This is a genomic window from Cohnella luojiensis (genome assembly GCF_004564235.1).
Lineage (GTDB): Bacteria > Bacillota > Bacilli > Paenibacillales > Paenibacillaceae > Cohnella > Cohnella luojiensis.
This window is the reverse complement of record NZ_SOMN01000008.1, coordinates 62611-78224: the sequence shown is the minus strand read 5'-3', so window position 1 is coordinate 78224 and position 15614 is coordinate 62611. Positions and strand designations below refer to the sequence as shown.

15 protein-coding genes are annotated in these 15614 nt (G+C 52.0%); 8 read left to right on the top strand and 7 right to left on the bottom strand.

Translation table 11 applies throughout. The features are described from left to right. Nucleotides 1-2: 2 nt before the first annotated feature. The 3 genes from E2980_RS08715 (at nucleotide 3) to E2980_RS08705 (ending at nucleotide 2480) form a co-directional block, all read left to right on the top strand. Nucleotides 3-737, top strand: a complete 735-nt coding sequence (locus E2980_RS08715) for a glycosyltransferase family 2 protein (RefSeq protein WP_135151792.1) — start codon at nucleotides 3-5, stop codon at nucleotides 735-737. 108 nt (nucleotides 738-845) lie between these two features. After that, complete coding sequence (locus E2980_RS08710; protein ID WP_135151791.1) at nucleotides 846-1322, top strand: hypothetical protein; 477 nt, start codon at nucleotides 846-848, stop codon at nucleotides 1320-1322. 72 nt (nucleotides 1323-1394) lie between these two features. Further along, nucleotides 1395-2480 (top strand): tetratricopeptide repeat-containing glycosyltransferase family 2 protein, encoded by a 1086-nt coding sequence (locus tag E2980_RS08705; protein WP_135151859.1) that lies wholly within the window; start codon nucleotides 1395-1397, stop codon nucleotides 2478-2480. Nucleotides 2481-2553: 73 nt separating this feature from the next. Here the strand turns inward: E2980_RS08705 and E2980_RS08700 are convergent, their stop codons facing one another. From E2980_RS08700 to E2980_RS08685, 4 genes are all read right to left on the bottom strand, one after another. Beyond that, on the bottom strand, nucleotides 2554-3942 hold the full coding sequence (locus E2980_RS08700; RefSeq protein ID WP_135151790.1) for a glycosyltransferase family 2 protein: 1389 nt from the start codon (nucleotides 3940-3942) through the stop codon (nucleotides 2554-2556). Beyond that, a complete protein-coding gene (locus tag E2980_RS08695; protein WP_135151789.1) occupies nucleotides 3939-5018 on the bottom strand; it encodes a glycosyltransferase family 4 protein in 1080 nt (359 codons plus the stop codon). The genes E2980_RS08700 and E2980_RS08695 overlap by 4 nt, the downstream gene beginning before the upstream one ends. Nucleotides 5019-5042: 24 nt before the next feature. Beyond that, the gene (locus E2980_RS08690) at nucleotides 5043-5768 is read right to left on the bottom strand and encodes a glycosyltransferase family 2 protein (protein WP_205699946.1); all 726 of its coding nucleotides are present in this window, start codon (nucleotides 5766-5768) and stop codon (nucleotides 5043-5045) included. A gap of 140 nt (nucleotides 5769-5908) precedes the next feature. Beyond that, nucleotides 5909-6889: a ketoacyl-ACP synthase III gene (locus E2980_RS08685; RefSeq protein WP_135151788.1), complete on the bottom strand. Its 981-nt coding sequence runs from the start codon at nucleotides 6887-6889 to the stop codon at nucleotides 5909-5911. A gap of 218 nt (nucleotides 6890-7107) precedes the next feature. Here E2980_RS08685 and E2980_RS08680 point away from each other — a divergent pair, with 218 nt between their 5' ends. The 4 genes from E2980_RS08680 to E2980_RS08665 all read left to right on the top strand — a co-directional run bounded on the left by E2980_RS08680 (nucleotide 7108) and on the right by E2980_RS08665 (nucleotide 10434). Continuing rightward, the gene (locus E2980_RS08680) at nucleotides 7108-7716 is read left to right on the top strand and encodes a YhcN/YlaJ family sporulation lipoprotein (protein ID WP_135151787.1); all 609 of its coding nucleotides are present in this window, start codon (nucleotides 7108-7110) and stop codon (nucleotides 7714-7716) included. Nucleotides 7717-7913: 197 nt separating this feature from the next. Further along, nucleotides 7914-8138, top strand: coding sequence for a helix-turn-helix domain-containing protein (locus E2980_RS08675; RefSeq protein ID WP_019422432.1), 225 nt, complete (start codon nucleotides 7914-7916; stop codon nucleotides 8136-8138). Between the two features lie 147 nt (nucleotides 8139-8285). Next, nucleotides 8286-9008, top strand: a complete 723-nt coding sequence (locus tag E2980_RS08670; RefSeq protein WP_135151786.1) for an SDR family NAD(P)-dependent oxidoreductase — start codon at nucleotides 8286-8288, stop codon at nucleotides 9006-9008. A gap of 82 nt (nucleotides 9009-9090) precedes the next feature. Further along, entirely contained in the window at nucleotides 9091-10434 is a 1344-nt protein-coding gene (locus tag E2980_RS08665) for a DRTGG domain-containing protein (RefSeq protein ID WP_135151785.1), read from the top strand. Nucleotides 10435-10440: 6 nt separating this feature from the next. Here E2980_RS08665 and E2980_RS08660 read toward each other — a convergent pair whose 3' ends face one another. The 3 genes from E2980_RS08660 to E2980_RS08650 form a co-directional block, all read right to left on the bottom strand. Beyond that, a complete protein-coding gene (locus E2980_RS08660) occupies nucleotides 10441-10737 on the bottom strand; it encodes a YtpI family protein (RefSeq protein ID WP_135151784.1) in 297 nt (98 codons plus the stop codon). A 142-nt stretch (nucleotides 10738-10879) separates the two neighbouring features. Further along, entirely contained in the window at nucleotides 10880-11374 is a 495-nt protein-coding gene (locus tag E2980_RS08655; protein WP_135151783.1) for a sporulation membrane protein YtrI, read from the bottom strand. A 9-nt stretch (nucleotides 11375-11383) separates the two neighbouring features. After that, nucleotides 11384-11710 (bottom strand): YtrH family sporulation protein, encoded by a 327-nt coding sequence (locus tag E2980_RS08650; RefSeq protein WP_135151782.1) that lies wholly within the window; start codon nucleotides 11708-11710, stop codon nucleotides 11384-11386. Between the two features lie 134 nt (nucleotides 11711-11844). On the opposite strand from E2980_RS08650, the gene E2980_RS08645 reads away from it, so the two are divergent. Beyond that, nucleotides 11845-15429, top strand: a complete 3585-nt coding sequence (locus tag E2980_RS08645) for a DNA polymerase III subunit alpha (protein ID WP_135151781.1) — start codon at nucleotides 11845-11847, stop codon at nucleotides 15427-15429. Nucleotides 15430-15614: the final 185 nt, after the last annotated feature.

The following is a 15614-nucleotide window of genomic DNA, read 5'->3' as shown; positions in this document are numbered from 1 at the left end:
CGATGAGCGGCAATAAACCTCTTGTCACCATCGTCATTCCTTTTTACAACGATCCTTTTGTCACGGAAGCGATTGAAAGCGCGCTTGGGCAGACGTACCAGCCTCTGGAAATCATCGTGGTCAATGACGGATCCGACCGGGAAGCGGAACGATTGCTACCGTATGCCGGGAGAGTTCATGTCCTCGGAAAAAGTAACGGAGGAACCGCAACCGCGTTAAACCACGGTTTCCGGTATGCGTCGGGGGAATATGTCGCCTGGCTCAGCTCGGACGACCGCTTCCTGCCGCGCAAGGTGGAATGTCAATTGCGGGATATGCGTGCAAGAGGCCTGTCAATCAGCCATACGGCTTTTGAGGTTATCGATGAGCAAGGACGGCGGGAAAAGGAACCCGTGAAAATGACGTTTGCCTCCATGGCGGATTTTTACCGGACTTTTCTGAATGCCAACCCGGTGAACGGCTGTACGGTGATGATAAAAAAGTCGTTGTTCGAGCGGCTGGAGGGTTTTCGGGAAACGTATCGGTATACCCATGATTACGATTTTTGGGTTCGTTCATTCATGGCCGGGTTCTCGCTCGGCTATTTGGATGAACCGCTCACGGAATACCGCCGTCATTCGGCTATGGGGACGATGCGCCATCAGAAGGCGATAGAAAGGGAATTCAAGGCGCTGGTTAAAGAGTATCGCCCGCGGATTCAGGGGCTGCTCAACGCCTTGGAGCCTATCATTCGTTGATTATGATCACAAAATCCACGCATCATGCATATAACCTGTCCACACAGGTTTTTTTTTTTTGTTCATATACTATTTTAAATCAAATCAAATGAAAGGAGGAATTTTCACTTGAGTAGATTCTTAGATATGCGTATCGCGGATAACTCCGGCACTGTTGGTTTTCCCGGTACTCCCGTGCCTACTACAGCCGCTACAGCTGCCGTGGTCGGTCAAATTGGTTTGCAAACGCAGGGAGTGGTCGGTAAAGTCGGTCTCGGCGGCTTAATCGTCAACTTGCAAGCTGTGGTGGGCATCTCACCGTCAATTACTCCCGGTACCGTCGTGTTGCGGGTCGCACGGGCAACAACGATAGCTGGTCCCTTTACGACCATTCATACTGCCAATCACCTTGTTAGCCCCGTCCTCACCTTGCCGTCGTTAGTCTCCGTTCAGGCGTCCGACGTAAGTGCGCCGTCAGCGGCAGAGTTGGTGTACCAATTGTTGGTACACACCGAGGGCATCTTGACCTTAATAAACTCTCCCGTTCGCTCAGGACCGGAATCTTTTTACGGTATCGCGATGGACGGAGACTCGCCTCCGGCATAATGGAGAATACACCATGCGGCCTCCCGGGTTGCATGGTTTTTTCAAAGAAAATAGCTGATAGAGGTGAACGGCGTGGTCACGATCAGCCTTTGCATGATAGTGAAAAATGAAAAAGAAACGATAGGCCGATGCTTGGAATCCGTCCGTAATGTGGTCGATGAGATCGTCATTGTGGATACCGGCTCTACCGACCGAACCAAAGAGATCGTTAGAAGGTATACGGACAATATCTACGACTTCGAGTGGATCGACGATTTTGCCGCAGCACGCAACTACGCTTTCAGCAAAGGAACCCAAGATTATCTGTTTTGGATGGATGCCGATGATTGCATGCTGGAGGAAGACCGGGAAAAACTGAGGGAATTGAAGCATGAGATCGATCCTTCCGTTGATATGGTGACCATGATGTACGTAATGAGCCAGGATGAAAAAGGCAATTCTATTTATTCTATCCGACGGGAGAGATTGGTCAAACGAAGCCGTAACTACCAATGGCAGGACTTCGTCCATGAATATATTCCTCCCGAAGGGTATATTATGGACTCCGATATTGCCATTATCCATAACAAAAAGAAGAGCAGCGGGAAACGGAACTTGAACATGCTCGAGAAACGTTTGGAAGCCGGAGAGAAGTTCACCCCCCGGTATCTGTTTTATTACGCCAATGAATTATTCGAGCATAAAGTCTTTGACAAAGCGGCCGAATATTATCATAAATACCTGGACACGAATCAAATGGCGTTCGAGGACAATGTAGCGGCGTGCGATAAGCTGGCTCAATACTACAAGGAAACGGGCGACCCGGATAAAGAACTTCATTACCTGTTGCAAACGATGAAATATAATTCGCCAAGAGCGGAATATTGCTGCCGGATCGGTCATCATTTTCTGGAAAAGAAGCAGATCGACCTGGCGATTCGATGGTTTCATATGGCTACAAAGATGGAAATACCGAATCATATCTGGGGATTGGTCAACCATCTCGCTTATACCTGGTTACCGCACCTGCAGCTGGCTATCGCCTACGGGATGATCGGGGATGTAGAGAGAGCCTATTACCACAATGAAATCGTAAGTGCTTATATTCCCGACGATCCCGGTATTCTGGATAACAAAAAGAAATTGGAAGAGTTAATGAAGAAAGCGCAGCGACAATAATTAAAACGAAGAGGCTGCCCCTAAGGTCAACTTATGGGACAGCCCCTTCTCTATTTCTGTTTTCTTCCGTTGCTCACACAATGTCATATCCCTTCGGCGTCCGCTCAAACACTTCTTCCGGAATCGCCAGCGCGCGCTCTCTCCGCCATCCGTAACGGGCGAAGGCATCTTCCCCGGCAATACGCCGAAGCCGCTGTCCTTCCCCGTAATAGAACGTTCCGTCCGGTCCTCGGTAGAGTAGGTAGTCAAACAATTCATGCTCTTCCCACACGTTTTGCCGAAGCGGCCAGCCTGCCGGAAGCAGGATGATTTCCGTATCGCTGACCTCGACTGCTTCTTCCTGACGTAATCCTAATGCGGCATAAGCACCCGCGTCATTAAAGGGATAACGGATGCCGTTTGTTACGGCGAAGGTGTCACCGACCGGATCACGTGCCAGGAAGACGTCGGGATATCCATCCGGAAAGCGGTTTTCCGGCTGAAGCGGGTTGCCTGTCGGAAGCTTGTCAAGGAGATGGCCGACGTCGGAAGCAACCCGATCCATGGACATGTTTAACCGGCAAAACGCCTCGAAGGAGACAACAGGGCGTTTATATCCCCGCTCGATCCGATAAACGCCGCCGTTCTCGTCAGACGCAAACCATCCACTTGGAAGAGTAGGCCCTTTAGGCTCGTGATGAGGGTGCGCTTCGGAATACCGGCCTGGAAAAAAAGCTGGATCCACGGTCAATATGAGCCGTTCCGGATTAAAGCGCCATTTGCGCAAAAATAACCTCCGGTTGGCGCCCGCAATTCCGTATATATCCATTCCGTTTTGTTGAAAACTGCTATTCCCTTCGTGAAAGACGAAAGTGTCTCCCGCTACCCGCAAAGTCAGTCCCGCTTTTAAAGCGCGATATCCCAAATCGATATCCTCGTAACTGCCGATGCCATAACGTTCGTCCAGCCCAGAGAGCCTGTTCCAGGTTTTGCGCCGCAGTAACAGGCAGAAACCGGATAACGAAGTAACGTTCTTCCACAAAATCGGGTCGCGGCGGTTAAAAGAATCCGTAAACCGATGATAGGATTCTTCGTTCGGGAAAGTGACCGTCAACAACTGAAACGGGAGTACGAAGTTGGACATAGGTCCGACCATCCCTGTCCGTCCGTCTGCATACAGTGCGGACAGAAGTTGGGATAACCAGCGATGAGAAACTATAGTGTCATTGTTGAGCAGAAGGATGTTGTCGCCCTTTGCCGCTGCGGCGCCTTGGTTGCAAGCCTCGGCGAATCCTCGGTTCGTTCCGTTCGAGATCAGACGAACATCGGGCTGCTCCGACAGCCACGCCACCGTTCCGTCCTCGGAGCCGTTGTCGATCAAAATCAATTCATAAGGCGCATCCGTGAACAAACGAATGCTCTCCAAGCAGCGTTGGGTTTGAGTCAAGTTGTTGAGCGTGACGATGAGTATGCTCGTCATCATGAGCCGATACCCATGTAGCGAAGCATTACGGCAAAATGATTTGCGTATTTCCCCATGGAAAATTCATTCCGGACATGTTTTTCTCCATTTCGGATCAGTTTTTTCCGTAAATTTACGTCCGATATTAATCTGTTGATTTGGGAAGTCCCCCCGGCAATGTCTCCATGCTGATAATACAGCCCGGTCACTTCGTCTATGATGGCCTCCCTTACACCATCCGAATCCGTCGTCACAACCGGACACCGGCAGCTTAACGCCTCAAGCGCCGCATAAGCGGTGGCGCCTTCCGTCTTGGAAGTCATGCACAGCATGCCTCCGGAATCACCGACTTGCGAGAGAAAATCGGCCATTTGCGCATGGGGGATATTATGGTATTGGGTAACGCGCGAAAGAAGACCCAGTTCGATTGTCATGGCATGCAGTTGTGCAGGTTCGCCGGGATCCGCGAGCGTAGGATCGCTGAACACCCAAAGGGCAACATTCGGCACGGATTGGGCTACAACCGACCCGAGGCGTAAAAAGTCTCTCCAATTCTTGTTGTCGTCTAGGCGTCCGATCCACGCTAATATCGGAACGGGAACCCGAGGGTTCGGGCGATACCCGAATTGATCGACGTCGAAAGGGTTCGAAAAAGAAAAATGAAACTTGTGCGGATAAAGCGCGCTGAAGCTAGCTTCGATATGAGGCGTTCGGGGATATAACAAGGCATCGGCGTGCGCGTTCAAATAAGGTTGGGCATGTACCAAAGCCTGGTGCGCTTGTTCCTTCGGTCCGAATCCTTGATTTTCAAAGATGATCGGCTTTGTAAACCCTAAGTGCCGAAACAACTCCAGTTGCATAAAAAAAGAGGTTAGCACAATGGCATCAAACGAGTAGAACTGCAATATATAGCGTATTTCTTCGTGATCGGTGGTATAAAAAACGGGGGTATCGGCCGAATGATTGCTAGACCCGCTTCCCCTCCGAAAATAGAGAAGACAGCTTTCGATCCCGACGCTGCGCAAAGCCTTGATTCTCATCCGGTTTAAGGTGTCCATGCCTCCGCTTGGCAGTATAAAGACGAATAAAACTCTCAAGCCGAACGCCTCCTTCGCCGTACTTCACAAGTTATGGAGCAAATGGTTCATTTGGTGACCGTACCGGGCACGAACGATTTCAAACTCTTGATCGACCGTCCCTTTTTTCTGAACGGTTCCCATTCCTTCGTGCCAGCGATAGAGAGTCAGCGTTTCATTGATAAAGTGAAAGTCGATCCGGGCGAGGTGGACGCGAATCCAATATTCGTAATCTTGAGTACAGGAAAGCGACTCGTCGAACAAGCCGATTTGCGCGGGGAGGGAACGGTGCATCATTACCGTGGATCCATTAATCGGACAAAAGGTGAGGAGAGATTCGATAAATTGTTTCGCGCTGGGGAATTTAACCGCAAGGGACGGCATCATAATATCGTTATTGGAATTGATGAGGTGGAAATCGGTGCAGCTGATCAAGGATCGGTGTTCTTGCATGAATGAAAGTTGGGTTGCGATTCTTTGAGGATACATGAGATCATCGGAACTGAGCCAGGCAATGTACTCTCCGCTGGCCATTCGGATGCCGTGATTGAGCGCGCTGCCGGTTCCGCCGTTTGCCTTACCCAAATAGTGAACGCGAGAACGGAAGGGGTTTATCTTTTCTTGATTAATCGTGGAACCGTCGTCCACGAGCAGGACTTCGATGTTTGGATAAGTTTGATTCAGGACGCTGGACACTGCCTGGTCCACGTAAGGGCAGTTGTAAAACGGGATAATGACGCTGACGAGCGGCATCCCGGGTTCATTGGTCATGACATGCCTCCTGCACATATAAGCGAAGTGGTATGTAGCAATGTATGTGGACAGGACGGTTTGCGTCACGACAATTGAACCTCCGTAATCGACCTATTTTCCGCCGCGGAGACGTTAGAAGCTATCTCCGCAGCGAATCGTTAAGCGGTCCCTAACGTCCAACGGACTAGCAAGCCGGATTGGGTTAGGCCGGAGCCGAAACCATAAAGAGCCAATAGATGCCCGGATTGAAGCTTACCTTCCTTGTAAGCAGCGTCCAAGGCGAGTGGAATCGACGCAGCGGAGGTGTTGCCGTTGCGTACGACGCTTTGCAGAGCTTTCTCGATTGGCAATTCAAGCCGCTCGCAGATCGCTTCGATCATTCGCAGGTTAGCGCTGTGAGGCACGAACCAATCCAAATCGCCAAGCGTCAGACCGGCTTTCCGAAGGAGATCGCGAACTTTGTCGGGAACGGTGCTTAACGCCCATTTATAGACTTCCCTGCCGTTCTGGACGATTTTGTTATCGGGATTGCAATAAACGTGCATGCCGCCAGATCCTTCCGTATCGGCGTTGGAGTAGAGGAACGCGCCTTGCTCACTGGCCTCTAAGAGCACGGCACCGGCTCCGTCTCCGAACAGAATGCAAGTCGAACGGTCCGTGTAATCCGTGATCCTCGTGAGGGACTCGGCTCCGATAACGATAATATTACGGTAGATACCCGTCATAATGAGGCCATTGGCGAGTTGCAAAGCCGATACGAATCCTGCGCAAGCGGCGCTCACGTCCATGGCGAGACAATTCGCAGCTCCAATAGCTTGTTGAACCTGGGAAGCAACCGAAGGAAAAGGCATATCGGGCGTTGTCGTGGCGACGAGGATCGCATCGATACCTTGCGCATTAACGGCCGGAAATCTGCTAAACATATCGTGAACGGCAGCTATGGCCAAATGACTGGTAAGCTGGTCGTTGGCGGCTTTATGGCGTTGCTCGATCCCGGTACGCCTCAAGATCCATTCGTTGTCCGTCTCCACCATTTTTTCCAGATCTGAGTTCGAGATCACCTGTTCGGGTACATAACTACCGATAGCCTTAATCTGCGCCTTAGACAAGAAAGCGGGATATTCCATTCGTTCAGCCATGATGAATCCCTCCTTGAGTTATGATATCGAATATATTATCAAGTATTAGTACCAGGTATTAAAACCATCATACTGCCGACTTGAAGGAATGTCAACAACCCAACAACAACAACAATTAGTGTTCAATCACCGCAGGGGAATAAGACAAGCCCGATCGGAGCACATTATGCATTGGCAAATAAAACTAAGCTAACCGACAAAGGGGGCATCTTTTCAACATGCGAAAAAGCATCATTCTCGCCACGGCAGTTCTGTCATCAGCGATCGCATTGTCCGGATGCATGGACAATAGAACGGGAGACGTAGGAAACAAGAACATTCGTCCGAACGCCATCCGGGGGAACGACATTAACGGGTTGAACGGAATGAACCGATCAAGGTTCGCCAACGATCAGGATAACGAGCAGAACCGAATGTACGGGGAAAGACGCGAAAATAATAACGTTGTCGGCATGCACGGAAATTCCCGCATCGAGGCGAGCGATAAGGTAGCGGAGAAGATCGCCGCCATGCCGGAAATAGATACCGCGTTCGTGATGATGACCGACCGTAATGCTTACGTCGCGGTCACCCAGGACAATGATAAGAGGACGGGCGCAAGCCCCGACTTAACAGACGCTATAAAGGACAAGGTCGCGGATCAAGTCAAAGCGCTGTCGCCTTCCGTCGAGAACGTCTACGTTTCCGCGAACGCCGACTTCGTGGGCCGGATGCAAGGATATGCTAACGATGTTAGGGCGGGGAACCCGATTCAAGGCTTAATAACCGAATTCAATGCCCTCGTCGAGCGCGTGTTCCCGCAACCGGCGGGCACCAGAAACCGGTAACGCAAGAAAAACAGCAGATACCTCTAAAAGCCGAGCCCAAAGGTTCCTCCCTTTGATCTCGGCTTTTTCTATATAAACAATACGTGCCCATTTTCTCATACATCCGCACCAGAAGAAAAACCCTTTCATATGATAAAGTTGACTGTATCCCTATACCTTGTAATCACACATTCCCGGGCAAGGAGGGGTGACAAACGTTGAAAGGCAGCGACCATAAAAGCAAATTCCTACTCACCAATCGGGAACGCGAAGTCTTTGAGCTGCTAGTGCAGGATAAGACGACCCGTGACATTGCGCAGCAGTTGTTTATCAGCGAGAAAACGGTACGCAACCACATCTCGAATGTGATGCAAAAGCTCAATGTCAAAGGTCGTTCGCAAGCGGTTGTCGAGCTTATTAAGCTCGGGGAGCTAAAGATCTAAAGCAGCATGTGGCACCTTCATTGTCGCTATGCAATGTGGCGCGGGCCTTCTTTTTCGCTTCCGGAACGGGTGCGAGGGAGAAGGCTTTTTGATGTCGGAAAGAGAAGTATTACATGAAAAATAGGACGTCAACAGGAGGAAATCTGCATGATAATGACGGCTTGCGTGACGGGAGCTGATTACGGATTAGGATTGGAGCTTGTTGCCGAATTATTGAACAGGGGTTGCACGGTGTACGCGGGGCGTTATGCGACCGAGGATAACGTGGCGCTGATGGAGCTGAAAGCCCGCTGCGAAGGGAAGCTCTTCACTGTACATATGGACGTCTCCCAAGATGAAAGCGTCCGAACAGCGACCGACTGGATCGTGGAGCGAACAGACAGCATAGATCTACTGATTAACAATGCGGCGAGGCTTGGAGATATTCAAAAGACGATATTCGACGAGCTGCAATTTCAAGAGATGCTGGACGTCTACAACGTTAATGCGGTGGGGCCGTTACGGGTGACCAACGCGCTATTGGGGCGGATTCTCCAATCCGACGGTAAGCTGATCCTAAATATATCCTCCGAGGCCGGGAGCATCGGGGATTGTTATCGGACGAATTGGTTTGCGTACAGCATGTCCAAAGCCGCGCTCAACATGCAAACCGCGCTGCTTCATAACCAGTTGTATCCATTGGGCGGCAAGCTGCTGTCCGTTCATCCGGGATGGGTTCAGACTCATATGCAAGGGAAGCTGGATTCGGCGGCAACTTATACTCCGGCCGAAGCGGCAGGCCACATCCTGAAGCTAACGGATGAACCTGGGCGGTACGTATCCGACAAGCCCGCCTACGTGGATTTACTTGGGAATTTCCTTAATTGGTAACGAACCGCTTCCTTCGCCATGGCTTTTTCGATGTTTTTTGGTAAGCTAGGGAGAAAGAACATTGATGAAGGCGGGGAGCTGCATGCCGGGAAACGAAATCAATCCGAACGAATTGACGAAACACGAGCAACTGCTCCAATATATTCGCGAGGTTCCCATCGGGACGAAAATTCCCGTCCGCCAAATGGCGAAGGACCGTGGCGTATCCGACGGTACAGCTTATCGAGCCCTTAAAGAAGCGGAGCAGCTTGGACTCGTCAGCACGAAGGAGCGAATCGGGACCGTTCGGGTCGATAAGAAGAGACGAAGCCATCCCGAGCAGCTCACCTTCGCGGAAGTGCTTGAGATCGTACAGGGAAGCTTGCTCGGCGGGGAAGAAGGCTTGGAGAAAACGCTCCACAAGTTCGTGATCGGAGCGATGGAGATTGGTGAGATGATGGCTTATATCGACGCCGGGAGCTTGCTGATCGTTGGGAACCGGGAGAACGCGCACCGAATCGCGCTGGAGCATGGGGCTGGAGTACTGGTCACGGGGGGATTCGGGACGAGCGAAGAAGTCCGAGCGCTGGCGAACGAACGGCAGCTTCCGATCCTCACGTGCCGTCACGATACGTTCACCGTTGCCTCGATGATCAACCGCGCGATGTACGACCGGTTGATCAAGAGGAAGATCATGATCATCGCCGATCTTCTCGAGCCTTCGTCTCGAAACGGAGTGTTGAAGCAATCATCGGAGGTTGCGGATTTCCTGAAATTAAGCGCGGAGACGGGAAGCAGCCGATTCCCGGTCACCGACGAGTGGAATCGGGTCGTGGGAATGATTACATCCAAGGACGTAATAGGCTCTCCTTCCGGGCAAGCATTGGACAAGCTGATGACCCGGCGACCGATGACCGTGACGTTGAATACGCCCGTCGCGTCCGCTGCCCATCGCATGGTATCGGAAGGCATCGAGCTTCTACCCGTCGTCGATCGGCAACGCAAGCTGGTTGGAGCCATTAGCAGGGGAGAAGTTCTAAGGGCCATGCAGTTCACCAACCGTCCCGCCCATCTAGGAGAAACCTTCGACGCGCTGATGTGGGGAGGATTCGCCGAACAGCGAGACTCGGAAAGCCGATTGTATTTTACGGGCATGGCAACGCCTCAGATGTCGGGACCGTTAGGCACGATCTCCGAAGGGGTGCTTACCTCGTTGATGCAACAGGCCGCGAATCGCGCGGTCGAAGATTTGCGGAAGCGGGAGCACGTGCTGGATAACATGACCACTTACTTCTTGCGAACCGTTCCCGTAGACGCGAGTATTTCCATCGTTCCTCATATTATCGAAGCCAGCAGGAGATACGTTAAAGTGGAGGTTCAGGCCGTGCAGGACGGAGAGGTCGCAGCCAAAGCGATGCTGACCGCCCAGACGATCGATCCGTCGTAAGCGGTATTACTTCATTAGCCGGGTGAAGTGGGAGCGGTTGCGCATGCCCGCGAACAGGTTGAACAATCCCAGCAGAAAAAATAACGCGCCGATTACGACCCTAAGGGACGAGCCGCTGAACAGGAACATCTGAATGATGGCGATGAAAATGAGCATAAGCCCCATGCTGATGTTCATCTTGGACGCGTACAATCCGCGTTGAAGGCCATCATTGGTCCGACGGGATCGGAAACTATAGAGGGCGGAGAGAAAGCAAGTAACGATAATCAGGGCGCCGAACACCCATTGCAGCGTATTAACCATGTGACTAGCAGCTCCTTCGGTTAGTCCTAATAACGCCAATTATTGTACCACAATTGAAGAGGAACGCGCTCGTTCGGCGAGGTGACGTTCCTCTTTTGCGCAGCGGTGGCAGTATGGCCATTATCCCCGTCACTCAGGAGAGTTATTTCCGAAGATGGATTTTCGCCTCGACCCATGCCTGCAACACGCCGTCCACGACCAATATCGTTTTGATAGAGACGGCGTAATCCTTATCCGCGACATTGTCGTAGATTTTGGTGCTAAGCAGCTTCCTGACAAACACGGCGTCCGTATTAATATCGTAAATGCTTCGTCCGAGGAAAATATCCAAATCCCCCTTGACCTTCTTTTTAAGCGCAGTCTCCGTGAGGATGTCGATCTTGTTTTCTTCTGTCCCTTGCTGAAAAATAATTCTGATATTGTTGATGACGTTCTCTTTGCGAACTTGCTGAGCCAGCTTCAAGTCCATTCTCATCGTCTCCAGTTGCTCTTCCAGCTGGTAGTTTCTCAGAATGAATCCCTCAACCACGTCATTTTCCAAAGCGCTGTAAACGGCGCTGCCCACGACCATCCCGCACACGAAGAAAGCTGTTACCTGCATGAACTTCTGGAATCTATCGAAAGAAGGTATCCGCATGTCGGTACTTCACCCCCCGTTGCGGCACATCCACTGAACGAGCTCCGTGCCCATGTGCGCCCCCAGAAAGGCAAACAAGATATAGCCGATCTGATAGAGGGCGGGAGATAAATAACCTTCTATGACATTGGACTCTATGACCCGAATCGGATCGATCGTGCCGCCGACCGCCGCGACGAGCGCCCATATTTTCAGACTTCCCGCGACCTGAAGCATCTTCACTTTAGGCGGAGTAAACAAGAAAACCGAACCCATGCCCGCCAGCAATGCCCCGCCCAGCACGACGCCGAACGCGATGAAGAAGCTGAACGCCGCCTTCGTAAAGAAATCGTCCATGATCATCCCTCCAACGAGCGATCCTGCGAGAAGGGTCTCGCGTCTCGTCTCCACTATTATATGTATGGGACGGGTCCTCCCCCTTATGATACAATTAATCAAAGAGAGTTTTAGCGGAAAAGAAGGGATAAACCATGTGCGATTTCGTACACTTACACGTTCATAGCGAATACAGCTTGCTGGACGGCGCGGCTCGCATCAAGGAAATGACGGCCAGGGCGGCAGAACTTGGCATGAAATCTCTCGCCCTTACGGATCATGGCGTCATGTACGGCGCGGTTCCTTTCTATAAAGCGTGCCTGGAGCACGGAATCAAACCGATTATCGGCATGGAAGCCTATATTACGGCAGGCTCCCGGCATGACAAGCAATCTCGCAAGGAGCAGCCGACCTATCATCTGACTTTGCTCGCCAAGAACGAGAAGGGTTACCGGAATCTCATGAAGCTCACTTCCATCGGTCATTTGGAGGGCTTCTACTACCGTCCCCGCATCGATTTCGAAGCATTGACTGAACACGCGGAAGGGCTGATATGCTTAAGCGGCTGCATGAGCAGCGAATTGTCCCGCCAACTGATGGACGACAAATACGATGAAGCGAAAGCGACCGCGATAAGGTATCGCGAGCTGTTCGGCTCCGATTACTATTTGGAAATTCAGGATCACGGCATCCTCGAGCAGAAAAAAGTGACGGCAGGCGTAATCAAGCTTTCGGAAGAACTTGGGATCGATTTAGCCGCGACGAATGATTCGCACTATATTTGCGAGGACGATCATTCCTTGCAAGACGTGCTTCTGTGCATCGGGACCGGCAAGACGATCGACGACCCGGACCGGTTCAAGATCTCGACGAACCAGCTGTTCCTGAAGAGCGGCGAAGAGATGTCGGATTTATTCCGCCATGTGCCCGAAGCGATCGCCAATACGGTGAAGATCGCGGATAGCTGTTCCTTGAAGCTTGAGTTCGGACGCCACATTTTGCCGTCGTTCTCTCCGTTGCCAACGGGGAGTTCAGCCGCGCAGTACTTATGGGAGCTCTGCCAGAGAGGTCTATCCGAGCGATATGGCGGGCTTGCGGAATGGAAGGATGCAGATTTCCGCAAAACGACGGAGGAACGGTTGCAATACGAGCTGCGGGTAATCGGGGAAATGGGGTTCGACGACTATTTCCTGATCGTATGGGACTTCATTCGTTTCGCGCATGAGCACGGCATCGTGACCGGACCGGGCCGCGGTTCTTCGGCAGGCAGTTTAGTGGCGTATGTGCTGAAAATAACCGATGTTGACCCTATCAAACATAAGCTATTGTTCGAGCGGTTTCTTAATCCGGAACGGGTCAGCATGCCCGATATCGATATCGACTTCAGCGACGAACGCCGCGAGGAAGTCATCCGTTATGTCGTCGAGAAGTATGGAGCGGAGCATGTCGCGCAGATCATTACGTTCGGGACTCTAGCTGCCAGAGCGGCTGTTCGGGACGTCGGCAGGGTACTTAACCTGCCTTACGGAGATGTGGATAAGACAGCCAAGCTCATTCCGGGAATGCCTGGAATGTCCATCGAGCGGGCGATGAAGGAAAGCTCGGAATTCCGAACGCTGGCCGAAGGAGGGTCGGGTACGGCGGAGTTGATCGCGATGGCAAGGCGGGTAGAAGGGATGCCCCGCCATGCTTCCACGCATGCCGCGGGAGTCGTCATCTCGTCCGATCCTCTTACCGACTACGTCCCTTTGCAGGAAGGAACCGACGGAGTACCTCTGACGCAATATTCCATGGAGAATCTGGAAGCGATCGGATTGTTGAAAATGGACTTCTTGGGATTGCGTACGTTGTCCATTATCGAGCGGTCTCTGGCAACTATCCGGGAGCAGACCGGCCGGGAGCTTCGATGGGAAGAAGTGTCGTATGAAGACGGACCGACTTACGAGCTGATGGGCCGGGGGGATACGACGGGGATCTTCCAGCTGGAGTCCTCCGGAATGAGGCGCGTGCTCAAGGAGATGAAGCCGAACTCCTTCGAAGATATCGTCTCCGCCGTCGCGTTATTCAGGCCGGGTCCGATGGAGTTCATTCCTCAGTTTATCCGCGCAAAACACGGCTTGGTGGCCGTGGAATATCCGCATAGCAATTTAGAGCCTATCTTGAAGGATACCTACGGCATCATCGTTTACCAGGAACAAATCATGCAGATCGCTTCCACGATGGCCGGGTTTACGTTAGGACAAGCGGACCTGTTGCGGAGAGCGGTGAGCAAGAAAAAAAGGGAAGTCCTCGACGAGCAGCGGAAGTATTTCGTGCAGGGGAGTCTAAAGCAAGGGTATTCGGAGGAAGAAGCCAACGGCGTGTACGACCTGATCGTTCGGTTCGCGGACTATGGGTTCTGCCGAGCGCATGCCGCCGCCTATGCGGTATTGGCATTCCAAACCGCCTACCTCAAAGCGCATTATCCGATCGCCTTCATGGCTTCCATGCTCACGGCGGTCGTCGGCAACCAGCGCAAGACGGCGGAATACGTGGATGAGTGCCGCAAAATGGGCATTGCGGTATTGCCGCCCGACGTCAACGAGAGCGGAATTTTATTTACGCCGATCGCGGCGGACACGAAAGCGGATGCGGATGCCAAGGGAGCGATTCGCTTCGGGCTTGCCGGAGTCAAGAACGTGGGCACCCAGGCAATAGAGAGCGTGCTGCGCGAGAGGAGAGAGTCTCCCTTCGAGAGCTTGAGCGATTTCTGCAGGCGCGTGGATCCGCGAGTGTGCAACAAGCGGGTTATCGAATCTCTCGTGCAAGCGGGAGCGCTAGAGTCGCTGCCGGGACATCGTTCCCAGCAGCTTGCGGCGCTGGAGCCGACGCTCGCGGCCGCGGCCGTCTGGCGCAAAGAGCGGGAAGAGCTGCAGATCGAGCTGTTCGATTTCGAAGAATCGCCCAATTGGAACGTTGATTTGCCCGTCGTTCCTCCTTATTCCCAGACCCAGATGCTGGATTTGGAGAGGGAACTGATGGGGCTGTATTTGTCCGGCCATCCGCTTGACGCTTTCGACGGGCTGATGGAGGAATTGCGGCTGGATCGGCTAGTGGATATTGCGGACGCGGCAGACGGTTCGACGGTATTTACGTCGGGTATGGTTGTTTCTCTCAAGCCTTTCATGACCAAAAAAGGTCAATCGATGGCTTTCCTGGAGATCGAGGATCGGATCATGGGTACGGAGCTGGTCGCATTTCCGACCGTATGGGCCAAGGCGTCATCCATTGCCAAAAAAGGTTCATTGCTATTCGTTCGCGCGAAGGTGCAGCAAGGGGACGAGGATTACAAGCTGCTCGCGGACGACATCCTTCCGCTGGATGCCCCGGATTTAAAGCTTCAGGTGGAACGGTTGCGCAGGATGGGGCAAGGGATGCGATCCGGTGGTAACTACACAAAGCCTAAACCATCTTCACCGCCTGCACAGACACTAAGGCCGACACCGACTGTTGCACCACCCGCAAATAGCAGTCCAGCACGCGTCTACATCCGCATCGACAACCAACACGAACAGCCAGCCACACTTATTCGACTTAAGCTATTGCTCAAGTCGTACTTTGGTGAGCTTACGACTGTGCTCCGTTATGAGAGGGAGAAACGCACCGTAGCGCTGAGTGAAGAATTCAATGTCAATCCTACGCAAGAGTTTATCGTGGAAATGGAGAAACTGCTCGGTGAGGGCAGCATCCGGGTGAAGTGAGGCTGATTAATTCGTGATGAGTTAAATTTCGGTATTTATATTGACTTTCCGTTTAGGCATAGAGGAGTATCCCTCTATGCTTTTTGAGTATATAGACTTACTTATTTCTAGTAATTTAGACCTATTAATTACATCCGATCTGCATTAATTGTTGTAATTTGGAAATTGAAATAGTACAACCAATA